The 13,336-nt window shown below is 39.4% G+C and carries 10 protein-coding genes and 1 pseudogene; 7 read left to right on the forward strand and 4 right to left on the reverse strand.

All coding sequences use genetic code 11. From position 1 onward, the window contains the following. Positions 1-817: 817 nt before the first annotated feature. From RU86_RS01355 to RU86_RS01380, 6 genes are all read left to right on the forward strand, one after another. Positions 818-1,444, forward strand: a complete 627-nt coding sequence (locus RU86_RS01355) for a DUF4230 domain-containing protein (protein WP_096813678.1) — start codon at positions 818-820, stop codon at positions 1,442-1,444. Positions 1,445-1,585: 141 nt separating this feature from the next. Further along, positions 1,586-2,719, forward strand: coding sequence for a flavodoxin-dependent (E)-4-hydroxy-3-methylbut-2-enyl-diphosphate synthase (gene ispG / locus RU86_RS01360; protein ID WP_179296168.1), 1,134 nt, complete (start codon positions 1,586-1,588; stop codon positions 2,717-2,719). Between the two features lie 22 nt (positions 2,720-2,741). Beyond that, positions 2,742-3,764 (forward strand): YdcF family protein, encoded by a 1,023-nt coding sequence (locus tag RU86_RS01365; protein ID WP_143468076.1) that lies wholly within the window; start codon positions 2,742-2,744, stop codon positions 3,762-3,764. 481 nt (positions 3,765-4,245) lie between these two features. Beyond that, positions 4,246-5,673 carry an amidophosphoribosyltransferase gene (purF, locus tag RU86_RS01370; RefSeq protein WP_096813681.1) on the forward strand — a complete coding sequence of 476 codons (1,428 nt, stop codon included), beginning with the start codon at positions 4,246-4,248 and terminating at the stop codon, positions 5,671-5,673. A 170-nt stretch (positions 5,674-5,843) separates the two neighbouring features. Continuing rightward, a complete protein-coding gene (locus tag RU86_RS01375) occupies positions 5,844-6,827 on the forward strand; it encodes an aromatic acid exporter family protein (RefSeq protein WP_096813682.1) in 984 nt (327 codons plus the stop codon). Between the two features lie 4 nt (positions 6,828-6,831). Further along, the gene (locus RU86_RS01380; protein WP_096813683.1) at positions 6,832-7,749 is read left to right on the forward strand and encodes a DMT family transporter; all 918 of its coding nucleotides are present in this window, start codon (positions 6,832-6,834) and stop codon (positions 7,747-7,749) included. Positions 7,750-7,848: 99 nt separating this feature from the next. Here the strand turns inward: RU86_RS01380 and queA are convergent, their stop codons facing one another. Beyond that, positions 7,849-8,880, reverse strand: coding sequence for a tRNA preQ1(34) S-adenosylmethionine ribosyltransferase-isomerase QueA (gene queA, locus RU86_RS01385; protein WP_096813684.1), 1,032 nt, complete (start codon positions 8,878-8,880; stop codon positions 7,849-7,851). Between the two features lie 113 nt (positions 8,881-8,993). On the opposite strand from queA, the gene nagB reads away from it, so the two are divergent. Beyond that, positions 8,994-9,698: a glucosamine-6-phosphate deaminase gene (gene nagB / locus RU86_RS01390; RefSeq protein ID WP_096813685.1), complete on the forward strand. Its 705-nt coding sequence runs from the start codon at positions 8,994-8,996 to the stop codon at positions 9,696-9,698. Between the two features lie 52 nt (positions 9,699-9,750). Here nagB and RU86_RS01395 read toward each other — a convergent pair whose 3' ends face one another. The 3 genes and pseudogenes from RU86_RS01395 to RU86_RS01405 form a co-directional block, all read right to left on the reverse strand. Further along, positions 9,751-10,491, reverse strand: a complete 741-nt coding sequence (locus RU86_RS01395) for an amino acid ABC transporter ATP-binding protein (RefSeq protein WP_096813686.1) — start codon at positions 10,489-10,491, stop codon at positions 9,751-9,753. Further along, positions 10,491-11,879: pseudogene (locus tag RU86_RS01400) on the reverse strand (amino acid ABC transporter substrate-binding protein/permease); the annotation flags it as partial. The pseudogene RU86_RS01400 and the gene RU86_RS01395, both read right to left, overlap by 1 nt. Positions 11,880-12,107: 228 nt before the next feature. Beyond that, positions 12,108-13,196 (reverse strand): M24 family metallopeptidase, encoded by a 1,089-nt coding sequence (locus RU86_RS01405; protein ID WP_096813687.1) that lies wholly within the window; start codon positions 13,194-13,196, stop codon positions 12,108-12,110. Between the last annotated feature and the right edge of the window lie 140 nt (positions 13,197-13,336).

Raw genomic sequence — 13,336 nt, forward strand, 5'->3', positions numbered from 1 at the left:
TGCAGCCTATGACAAGACAGTATTTAATTGATAATTCTAGTTATTTGTCTGATATAAAGAGTAAATGAAATTTAAGCTTACATTAAGCCATTATTTGTATACTGTACTTACCCCAAAATTAGTAACATACTTTTTTCATAATTACAAACTCCTTTAAAAAAACATCTTGATGTGAATTGAGATGTTTTTTTGTTTCAAATTTAAGCAAACTTACGGCTTTCCAACACCTATTTTGATAGATTTTTGCTTTTATATATGCTATAATAGCGGTATAATCAAAACAAAAATATAATTTTTTAAGTTCTAATCTTACGGTATCGCCGCAGGGTTTATCTTCTACACAATCATCAAAGTAGCTAAAGGTAAAGCAAAAGAAGTGAGTCCAGTTATCTGGGTCATCGATGTGTTATTCATTTTAAACTTTGTTATCTTAGCAACCATTCAATAACAGATATTAAAAGCGCTATTTTGTTTAACTTAGGTTAAGTAAAGTCGCTTTTTTTTATTTTGTAGCAGTCATTAGCTGACTATCATACTGCTCCAGAAAAGGTGCTGAAAACGACTTGATTTTGAAATCAAGTTAATCATGATATAATAGAGCTGTTAGTTTTTTTAAGGATAACAGATATGAAGTCTATTCATCGATATCTCAGTGTATCATGACACTATTTCTAAGGACAAGAAAGGACGAGGATGAACAAGGGCATTCTGATTTTAGCAATTATATTAACAATAGGACTAGGATTTCTTAATCCTTTACTTGCACTGATAGCAGCAGGCGTTATTATTTTTAAGGTAGTCAAAGGGGATTGAACAGATGTTTTTATTAAAGGGGTTTAAAAAAATGTTAACGCTAAAGGTTGCCTTAGGCTGGTTAATTTTAGTGGCGGTTGGCTTCCTTGTGTTCTCAGTGATTAATGCCGGTGCTTATAAGCAGAAAGAGAATAAGCAATCATATTCTCTAGTTAAATATATTAAGCAAGCCAATGAGACCGTCTTTTTAAATGTTGGTGTGCAATCGATCGAGACGAAAGCAAACAACACAACGATTCCTTGGACTAAAATCGGCATTCCACTTACTGAGAAAAAAGCAGTCATCATCCTGAATTTTGAGGCAAAGTTAGGGATCAAAAAAGCAGTTGACGTGGCTAAATTAAGTGAGAACAGCTACAAGATTACAGTACCAAAGTATGACGTGATTGGTATCGCTTTAGATAAAACAGCGCCTTATCAGCTATATGATGCGAGTGGTGAGTTGTTGAGCTACTCTACTTCTGATATTGATACAGGGGAACTGGTCACAAAAAAATTGTCTAATGCTAAGCAAAAAGACTATTTGAAGCAGTATAAGGATCAAATGAATAATGCGGCAAAGGCCTACTATCAAGCACTATTTAGCGCAATTGATAAAAATATTAGGTTAACATTTTCCTTTGCAGAGTAAGACATATTAGCATGAGTTTAAGTGAATTTTCTAGTTTTTCTCATCAAATAGTAAGGCACTTGTAAACTTTAACAGGTGTTTTTTTGATATAATTTAAGAGGTACGACTAGTAGTTGTCAAATAAAGAAAGTAGGTCGAGTTTTGACTTTAACACATAGAAGAAAAACGCGCGCTGTCATGGTAGGCAGTGGCGAGAACGCAGTTGTCATTGGTGGCCGTAACAAGGTCATCTTACAGTCCATGTGTACGACGAAAACACAGGACGTGGCAGCAACTGTCGAACAGATTCATCAGCTAGAGGAAAGTGGTTGCCAACTGGTACGTGTTGCTGTACCAGATATGGAAGCTGCCCTAGCGATTAAAGAGATTAAAGCTCAGATTAATATCCCTTTAGTGGCAGATATTCATTTTGATTACCGTCTGGCCCTTCAAGCGATCGAATCTGGTGTTGATAAGATTCGGATTAATCCTGGTAACATTGGTCGTAAAGACCGTGTGGCAAAGGTTGTAGAAGCTTGTAAAGCACGTAACATTCCGATTCGTATTGGGGTTAATGCGGGATCTTTAGAAAAAAAATTCTTGCAAAAATATGGCTATCCAACAGCTCAAGGTATGTTGGAATCAGCGATTGAACATGTGGAAATATTAGAAGAACTAGATTTTCACGATATTATCATCTCTATGAAGGCATCAAATGTTGAATTGGCACTAGAAGCCTATAGATTAGCCGCAGAACGCTTTGACTATCCGCTTCATCTTGGGATTACAGAAGCAGGTCCCTTGTTCTCTGGCTCCGTAAAATCAGCAGCAGGCATGGGGGCATTACTCTCATTAGGTATCGGTGATACCATGCGTATTTCATTATCTGCAGATCCGCGTGAAGAAATCAAAGTCGGCCGTGAAGTTTTGAAATCATTTGGTTTGATCGATAATGCAGCGACGCTTGTCTCATGTCCAACCTGTGGTCGTATTGAAATTGATTTAATCCCGATAGCAGAAGAGTTAGAAGCTTATATCGATAATATTAAAGCACCGATAACGGTTGCCATTCTGGGTTGTGGTGTAAATGGTCCTGGTGAAGCGCGTGAGGCAGATATCGGTCTTGCAGGTGGTGCAGGTAAAGGTATGCTCTTTAAAAAAGGCAAGATTATCAAAACAGTTGATGAAGCTGTCATGCTAACCGAGTTTAAAGCAGAGATAGATGCCATGTACAAACTGTTCCAGGAAACAGGTAAGTTACATTTAGATGAGGATTCTGAGACTGCTGAAGTTTAGGAAAGAAGTGGGTAGTTAGCGCGTGTCAATTTTATTGAGTATATTGGGGATCAGTACGACGATCACACTAATTACTGGATTTTTATATGTTAGGCAACTTAAAACGGAGTTACGTACTTTAAAAACGGGCTCACGTTTTATTTTGTTACTAGTCATGTCATTCATCACGATTAATCTCCTGTTTTTATTATTGAGATGGGATAAAGTATTAATCACCGAAGCTATCCTCGGGCTTATCCTATTGTTTGTTGGCGGGATCGTCTTATTTATTTTACTGATTGTTGAAAGTATCAAAGTATGGCGTTTGGAAAATCATAGTCTAGGGAATTTACTCCTGCCCTTATCAGTAATTGCGTTTTTCCTAATCGGTAGACTAACGAATGCATTAGTTGTACTCCCAGAGGAATATGATTGGCTCAAATATTTTAGCGTCTTTTATGGCTTGTTTTTACCCTTCATGATTTGGAATTTTGTGGTATTTCTAGTGTCTAGTCTAATTTATGCGAAGCAAGCCCCATTACAAAGCAAGAACAAACAGTATTTTGTCGTATTAGGTGCTGGCTTGGTAAATGGTGATCAGGTTGGTAAACTATTGGCTGCTCGAATTGAAAAAGCAGTCAGGTTAGCGCAAGCAGAAACAATCATCATTTTTTCTGGAGGACAAGGGGCTGATGAGAAACAATCAGAAGCAAGCGCCATGCGAGCCTATGCGGTATCAGAATTGCATTTTCCAGAGCATCGGACGCTGTTAGAAGATAAAAGTCGTACGACTTATGAAAATCTCGTCTTCTCATCGGCACTCATCCAGGAAAACCCCTTTTCTTTCTTTACCTCTGATTATCATGTCTTACGTGCAGCTATTTTTGCTAAATCGTTAGGCTTAGATGCACAAGGGTATGGTGGTAAGACTGCCCTTTATTATCGAATTCCTGCCTTTATCAGGGAATTCATCGCCATCGTTAATGCAAAGAAAAAGACATATGCCATTCTGATTGTCTTGATGCTCATCTTACCTCTTATTTTCCTGCTTCTCTTTGCTGTGTAATAAAACGCTATAATAAATCGTATGGGAAATATAGACCCATACTTTTTTTTATAGAAGTGCACTGACAGCTATCCTGCAAGTTACTAATTCATAGCAAAGGGAAAAAACCTATACCGCCTGTTGCTTATTATCCTGATATAAGAGTCTAAGGGCTCTTTTTTTGATTTAATCAGTAGCAAAAACCGACGTTTTGGGACGATTATCAGTTATCTAAGGGTGTCGATTAATGAAGCGCAGTGCAGTCATACCCTGATCAAATAAGAAAAGTCGTGCGCCTAAACGAATAAGTAGCTTGGAAAAAGGATTAAAGTGTCACAAAAACCGAACGATAGCTACTTGTTATTACTAAAAGTAGTGGAATTTACTATTTTTCACCAAATGATAAGTGTAGAATAAGATACATGAGATATTTCTAAAGCTTTGATTGACCCAGTCAAAAAAAGTACCCTGAAGTGCCAGAAAATTAAAAGAATGGTGTAAAATGACTTACGAAGTAAAATCACTTAATGAAGAATGTGGCTTATTTGGTGTATGGGGCCACCCTGATGCAGCAAAATTGACTTATTTTGGTTTACATGCCTTACAGCATAGAGGGCAAGAGGGTGCAGGGATTATCGCAAATAATAACGGTCACCTTAAGGGACACCGAGACTTGGGATTGCTGTCAGATGTGTTCAAAGATGAGAAAAACTTTGACCGATTAGCAGGAAATGCGGCCATTGGTCATGTTCGCTATGCGACAGCAGGATCTGCCTCTATCGATAATGTACAACCCTTTCTCTTTAATTTCCATGATGCTCAGCTGGGACTTTGCCATAATGGTAATCTGACAAATACACGCACTTTAAAGCGGGATTTGGAGTCAAAAGGGGCTATTTTTCACAGTAACTCAGATACTGAAATCTTGATGCATTTAATTCGTCGTGGCTTGTCACCGAATCTAATGGATAATGTCAAGTCAGCGCTTAACACAGTTAAGGGTGGCTTTGCCTACCTACTGATCACTGAGGATCGAATTATTGCTGCACTTGATCCAAATGGCTTTAGACCACTGGCTATCGGCAAGTTGGCCAATGGGGCTTATGTCATTGCCAGTGAAACGTGTGGTTTGGACGTCGTAGGTGCGACATTTGTGCAAGACGTCTTGCCAGGTCAAGTTGTGACAATCGATGATGCCGGTGTTCATATCGATACCTACACAAATGAAGTTGATCTTAAAATTTGTAGCATGGAATTTATTTATTTTGCCCGTCCGGATAGTAATATCTATGGGGTGAATGTTCACACTGCCCGAAAAAATATGGGTAGACTGTTAGCCAAAGAGAATCCACATATCGAAGCGGATATCGTCGTGGGGGTACCTAACTCGTCACTATCAGCAGCGTCAGGTTTTGCAGAAGAATCAGGCTTGCCTTATGAGATGGGCTTGGTCAAAAACCAATATATCCAGCGCACTTTTATTCAGCCAACCCAAGAACTTCGTGAGCAAGGGGTTCGGATGAAACTATCAGGTGTTCGTAGTGTTGTTGAAGGCAAACGCGTAGTTATGGTGGATGATTCGATCGTTAGGGGAACGACATCGAAGCGAATCGTTGCCTTACTTAAAGCAGCGGGGGCAGCAGAAGTCCATGTTGTGATTGCCAGTCCACCGCTTGCCTATCCTTGTTTCTACGGGATTGATATTCAAACACGTCAGGAGTTAATCGCTGCCAATCATTCTGTAGCAGAGATCAATGAGATTATAGGGTCAGATACCCTACATTTCTTATCAATAGACGGTCTTAAAGCTGGTATTGGCTTGGGAGATCAAATCTGTACCTCTTACTTTGATGGGATTTTCCCGACCCCGCTCTATGATTATGAACATGACTATAATCTTGGCTTAAAAGAAAAAGTGTCCTTCTATTAAGCAAGTGCGTAACTAAAGATAATAGACAAGCGCCTCATAAACGAGGAAAGGCTTGTCTTTTTTATTGTCAGGCGTCAGCAGATAAAAAGCTTGATTGGCTATCCTATCAGCTGTAAGTCAAACGGGTCCGCTTTGACTGAGCAAGTAAGCTCAGTATGTTATAATAAACTATGATAATTTTTCCTAAAGGATTTAAGATAGGTGCTAGGACGGTTAAAACAGTTATTGCAGCCAGCTTAGCGATTTTTATAGCAGATCTGCTTGGTTTAGAATACGCGACGGCAGCAGGTGTTATCGCCATTTTGAGTGTCACGAATACAAAGAAATCAACGTTTAAGAGCGGTAAAAATCGCCTCTTAAATTTTTTGTTTGCCATGCTGCTGTCAACGATACTGTTTAATCTACTCGGTCATCACGTCCTTATCTTTAGTCTCTTTTTGTTAGTTTTTATTCCGTGTTCCGCTGCCTGGGGTATGTCTGAGGCAATCGCACCAAACGCTGTTTTGGTGACGCACCTATTAGTTGCACCTCAGATTACGACATCCCTTTTGTTAAATGAATTTTTACTGAACTTTATCGCCATATCGCTTGCTTTTATCGTCAACTGGAAGATGCCTAATTTTCAGGATGAATTGACTGCACGAGAAAAACGCGTTGAGCACCATTTTCGGGATCTCTTTAAGCGCTTAAGTTTTATCATGGATAAAAAAATAGAGCAGACACATTTTTTACATAAGGTCGAAGATTTAGAAGGCTATATCCTGGATAGTTTGGTGATCGCTAGAAGACATATGGATAATAAACTGAGTGGGAATACCAGTGGTAGTTATGATTATTTGACCATGAGAGCGACACAGGTTGAACTCTTTCGGGAAATAACTGAAATTTTGATTCAGATCGATATGACCGGTCAAGACCAACAGTTTCAATCACTAGAACAGCTTTTTAAGGCCATTAGTGACACCTATGCGCGTGATAATAATGGTAAGGCACTGATGGCACAAACTGAAGAGATATTAAGGCACTATCGTGCCAGTGAGCTACCAAAAACAAGGGAAGAATTTGAAGTCCGTGCTAGGCTATTCCAAATACTCCAGTTAATTCAAACCTTTATCCAAATCAAGCATGATTATGTAATAGAAAGTAGAGCTTAAGATAATGACAAAAAAACAACTTGAGTCGAGCTTATTATTAGGGCTAACAGCCTTCATTTGGGGGATTGCCTTTGTTGCTCAGAAATCAGGTGCGCGTGATGTAGGCCCGCTCACCTTTAGCGCAAGTCGTTACTTTTTGGGTGCCATCGCTATCTTACCGTGTGCCTATTTTTTCAGTGAGAAAAAGATGCCGACTGCAAAACGACGCCTCTCTTTATTAGCTGGTAGCCTTTGTGGTGCCCTGTTATTTGTCGCTAGTTTCTTACAGCAGATCGGTATCCAGCAGACAACTGTTGGTAAGGCAGGCTTTATCACAACGCTTTACATCATCATCATTCCCTTGATTGGCTTGCTATTTAAGCAACAAGTTGCCAAGCACGTCTGGTTTAGTGTGCTGTTAGCGCTAGTTGGTATGTATCTGCTTTGTTTGACAGATGGTAGATTCAGCATCCAATCTGGTGATGTCTATGTCTTTTTTTGCGCGATTGGCTTTGCCTGTCAAATCCTGATTATCGATTATTTCCTACCCAAGGTAGATCCTATTTATTTTGCCATTACGCAGTTTTTTGTAGCGGGTCTGATCGCACTGATTTTCCTGCCTTTCTTTGAACCGCTAGATTTCTCAGGCATCATGTCAGCTAAAGTCTCTATTCTATACGCTGGTGTCATCTCAGCTGGTATCGGCTATACCATGCAAATCATCGCGCAAAAACACGTACAACCAGTTCTTGCCTCTATGATTATGAGTCTGGAAGCTGTCTTCTCGCTACTGGCAGGATTTCTGATTTTAGGAGACCGATTAACTATCCGAGAACTACTGGGCTGTCTCCTGGTATTTATGGCCATCATCTTTGCCCAATTACCGATCGACAAAATAAAGCAAAAAATCGGTAAGCGAAATTTGGTAGGTCGATTTGACTAGTCATGCTAGACTAGCAAGATACCACTATGAGACGATCCCTAACTGGTAACTCAAAAAGCAACAGACGATTGATGATCGTCTGTTGCTTTTTCTTTTTGCTTATTTGACAAACATGGCATCCCCAAAACTGAAGAAGCGATAATGCTCATCTATTGCGTGCTGGTAGGCTGATAAGACAAACTCGCGGCCAGCAAAGGCAGAAACTAGCATGACCAGAGTTGATTTCGGTAGATGGAAGTTAGTAGAGAAGGCATCAACCACTTGGAACTGATAGCCTGGTTTGATGAAGATATTTGTCCAGTCACTATCTGCCTGAACTTGTCCATCGAATTTCTTTGCGACAGACTCCAGTGTCCGAATAGATGTTGTACCAACTGCGATAACACGTTTTCCAGCAGCTTTTGTCTCATTAATGATTTCAGCTGTTTCTTGGGGTAGAATATAAAATTCACTGTGCATATCGTGTTCTTCTATGTTATCGACGCTGACAGGACGGAAAGTTCCCAGGCCGACATGCAAGGTAACCCAAGCGATATTAACCCCCTTGGCTTTGATTTGCGCAAGTAAGTCGTCTGTGAAATGTAAGCCAGCAGTTGGTGCAGCAGCAGAGCCGTTTTCTTTGGCGTAGACAGTCTGATAGCGACCTTGATCGGCTAATTTTTCATGGATATAAGGGGGAAGTGGCATCTCACCTAGGCTCTCAAGTACTTCTAAAAAGATACCATCATAAGTAAAGGTGACGATCCGGCCACCATGATCTAAGGAGTCATCGACTACTGTAGCTGTTAAGCGGCCATCACCAAAGGTGATCATAGTTCCATTTTTAAGCTTTTTAGCAGGTTTTGCAAGGACTTCCCAAGTATCATCGACAGTGTTCTTTAAGAGCAATAGCTCGATATGGCCACCTGTATCAGCTTTTTGACCATGGAGGCGGGCAGGTAAGACACGTGTATTATTTAGGACGAGTGTATCGCCACTGTTTAATTCGTCGATAATATCAAAAAAATGTTTATCTGCCATCGTCTGTTTTGTCTTATCAATAACTAATAAACGGCTTTCAGAACGATGTTCAAGTGGTGTCTGAGCGATGAGTGTTTCTGGTAAATCAAAATTAAAGTCTTCAATATTCATAGTTAAAATTATAACATTTTTGGGAGGTTAATGCTTGACAAATGGACAGAAAAGGAATACAATTGGTCTATACCAATAAAGCATATTCATTCATTTATTTAGAGGAGAAAATAATGAAAGTCATAACAGTTAAAAATCAACTTGAAGGTGCTAAAATCGGCCTGGATATAGTATCAGAAAAAATGGCAGCAGGTGCTAAAACATTTGGCTTAGCTACAGGCTCAACACCAGTTGAATTTTATAATCAAATTATTAATAGTGATCTTGATTTTACAGATAAAACATCTATCAACTTAGATGAGTATGTTGGCCTTGACGGATCAGATGAACAATCTTATCGCTATTTCATGAGTCAACATCTCTTTAATGAAAAACCTTTTAAAGCAAACTTCTTACCAAATGGTAAGGCTGCTGATTTAGATAAAGAAGTGAAAGCATACGACGAAATTATCGATGCCCATCCCATCGACTTGCAAATCCTGGGTATTGGTCAAAATGGTCATATCGGCTTTAACGAACCAGGTACATCATTTGATGTGACAACGCACGTTGTAGACTTAACGCAAAGTACAATCAAAGCTAATTCACGTTATTTTGCTAATGAAGCAGATGTACCAAAACAAGCTGTGTCTATGGGAATTGCAAGTATTCTAAAATCTAAAACTTTGATTTTGATGGCTTGGGGTCATGAAAAAGCCGAAGCAGTAAAAGGCATGATTGAAGGGGAAGTTACCGAAAGCCTACCTGCTTCAGTCTTACAACAACATGATGATGTGATTGTCATCATTGATGAAGCTGCTGCTAGTCTATTGAACTAAAAAAAGTCCTTGATGATAACGATCATCAAGGACTTTTTTAGTGTTGCATCGCTTAAACGTTCAAGACTTTGTTTAGGAAATCTTTCAAACGTGGATGTTGCGGATTATCAAATAATTGATCAGGTGTACTATCTTCTAAAATCTGGCCACCATCTGTAAAGATGACGCGGTTGGCCACTTTACGAGCAAATCCCATCTCGTGGGTAACGATCAACATGGTCATACCATCTTTAGCTAAATCTTGCATGACTTCTAAGACATCGCCTACCATTTCTGGGTCAAGTGCTGATGTTGGTTCATCAAACAACATGAGATCAGGGTCCATAGCCAGTGCGCGAGCAATGGCAACACGTTGTTTTTGACCACCAGACAAGCTTTCAGGCATGGCATCAGCCTTATCAGACAAGCCCACTTTTTCCAGCAAATCAAGCGCTTTGGTATGGGCTTCAGATTTAGTCATTTTTTTAAGTTCAAGTGGGGCATAAGTGATGTTATCAATCACCGTCATATTTGGAAATAGATTGAACTGTTGGAAAACCATGCCAACCTCTTGACGTACTTGGTTAAGGTTGGTCTTTTTATTAGATAAATCATAGCCGTCAACGATAACACTACCAGAGGTAATCTCTTCTAAGCCGTTAAGCGTTCTAAGAAAAGTTGACTTACCAGACCCAGAAGGGCCAATAATACACACAACGTCGCCTTCGTTAAACTTAGTTGAGATACCTTTTAAGACTTCGTTAGTGCCAAAAGATTTATGTAAATCAGTAATATCAATTTTTAGTTTTGCCATTATTTCATATTCCTTTCAAGTCGACGCGCAAAGATTGTCAAAGCGAGAATAACAATGAGATAGATGATTGCAATCAAGCCATAGACTTTAAATGATTGGAAGTTTCGAGCAACAATAATTTTACCAGTTTGTAGGAGCTCAATTAAGCCGATAGCTGAAATGATTGTCGTGTCTTTCAATGAAATGATAAATTGATTGACCAAACTTGGAATCGTAATTTTAACTGCTTGAGGTAGGATGACACGTTGCATTGTTTTGACATAAGGCACACCAAGTGAACGTGAGGCTTCCATCTGTCCAGTCGCAACAGAATTAACACCACCACGTACGATTTCAGCGATGTAAGCTGATGCATTTAAGGTCAGTGCGATGATACCAGCCGCAAAGTCATTAAGTGGACTAGGTTGACCAGTGATAGATTCAAACAGGTTAGGGATACCATAGAAGATAAAGATGGCAAGTACCATCAAAGGCACACCACGTACGAGGTCAACATAAACTTTAGTGAAGCCGCGTAAGAATTTGCTAGGTGACACACTGAATAGCCCAAAGATAATCCCAACGATCAAGGCAAGAACAAATGAGACCAAAGTTAGCGCAAGTGTATAGCCAAGTCCAGATGCCAGTTGTTGCCAGTTGTTTTTGATGATCCCAATCATCGTTGACTCATCTACTTTTTTATCGTCAGATGCGTCATTTCCCATGTATTTTGCAACAATTTTATCATACTGGCCATTGGCTTTAATTTTCTTTAAGCCAGCATTGAACATCGAGATAAGCTCAGGATTCTCGCCTTTTTTAACGGCAAACCCATACTCCCCTATTTTTTCAGGTGTGATGGGTGTTGCAAATTCTTGACCTTGAATAATGGCATATTTGACCACAGGTTCATCATCCATAAATGCATTGATTGAACCTGTGTTTAAGCTTTGATACATGGTATCAGCAGCATCGAAGACTTTGACCTTATAGCCATATTTATCTTTATTTTTATCGATAAATGCTTGAGATGCCGTTCCATTTTTGACACCAACTGTTTTTCCTTTTAAATCTTTGTAAGATTTGATGTCAGTTGTTGTCTTTTTGACAGCAAGACTAGCATTGGCTGTGAAGTATGGATCTGAAAAGTCAAAGACATTTTTACGTTCAGCCGTAATCGACATCCCAGCGATCATGCCATCGGCATGTCCTGCTTGTGTTTGGTCAACAGCAGTTTGGAAGCCAACGAAGTCCATCGTTATCTTAAAGTTCTCGGTTTTAGCGATTGCTTTGAGTAAATCAACATCTATGCCGACATACTGTTTATCTGAGTTTTGAAATTCAAATGGTGCAAATAGCGAATCAGAGGCGATTTTATAGGTATCTTTTACTGGTTTATCATCAGCTTTCACACTCGTTATCGACAATAAGGTGATGAACAAGGTGAGTAGCATCAATAATTTCTTTTTCATAAGTTGTTCCCTTTCAAGTATATTCTTTCTTATTTTAGCATAAAATTGACGCAAAATAAAGACAATGAAAAAAGATGTCATCATTTCTGACATCTTCTGGTTGTTCAGTAATTTTACCATACTGATTTTATTTCTCTACTTTATCAGTGGTGACAAGGCAAGTCATTAAAATACCAATAAATCCTTAGACGTATGGGTCAAACTTTCAGCCCCAGTAGCGGTCACGTAGAGACAATCCTCTATGCGCACACCCACTTGATTGGGGATATAAATACCGGGTTCAACAGAGAAACACATGCCAGTTTCTATCGTAATATCTTCACTGCCACCGATAGAGGGGTATTCATGGACATCCATGCCGATACCGTGTCCTGTACGATGCGTAAAGTAGTCACCGTATCCCGCTTTTGTAATGATATCACGTGCCACCTTGTCAACTTCAAAGGCAGTCACACCAGGTTTGACAAAGTCTAAGGCTGCTTGCTGTGCTTGACGTGTAATCTCATAGATCTTACGATCAAAGTCAGTAGGTTGACCGATTGCGATTGTCCGAGAGGCATCTGAAGCATAGCCATTTGACATGACACCTAAATCAAAAAGTAATAATTTATTTTCTTGGATAGCAACAGCTTCGGGGACACCATGAGGATTGGCTGCTCTGGCACCTGTCAAGACCATGGTATCAAAGCTCATCTCCGAAATACCTTGTCGTTTCATTTCAAATTCGATTTTGGCCACAACATCCATCTCAGTCAGACCTTTTTCTGATGCCGCAAACTTGAAGCCGATATCAAAGCATTTATCAGCGTAATCACCAGCAACAACCATCTTTTGAATCTCATCAGCTGTCTTAAATAGGCGCATTTGATTGATCAATGGTGTTAAATTTTTAAAGGTTACTTCATTAAAGACTGATTTGAGGCCATCACTTTTACTGAGAATAAGATGGTCAAATTCAACAGCGATTGTCTTAACCCGGTAGCCCTTTAATTTAGTCGCGATTTTTTCCCACGGATTTTCGCTATCAGCATATCCGATGACATCAAAGCTCACATGAGTTTTAGCTTTTTCGACTTCAAGCTCGGGCGTCAGCATGATTGGCTCCCGATCAGGGAATACCATCAAGCCTAAGATACGTTCGTGTGGATCCATGGCAAAACCTGTTAGATAGTTAACAGTAGTTGGATTCGTAATGAAGGTCATATCCCATTCTTGTTGATTGAGATAATCAGTAATTTTTTGTAGTTTAGTCATACCTCTATTTTGCCACTTTATGACTAAAATTGCTATGTCTAACGATTATAAATGATAAAAATGTATAAGATGTTTGACAAGTGTGCTATAATTAAATAGTCATCTTATTCAGTCAGGCATTTGTTAACTGAATATTGACC

Source organism: Pseudolactococcus piscium (assembly GCF_002441695.1).
GTDB classification, from domain to species: Bacteria; Bacillota; Bacilli; order Lactobacillales; family Streptococcaceae; genus Pseudolactococcus; species Pseudolactococcus piscium.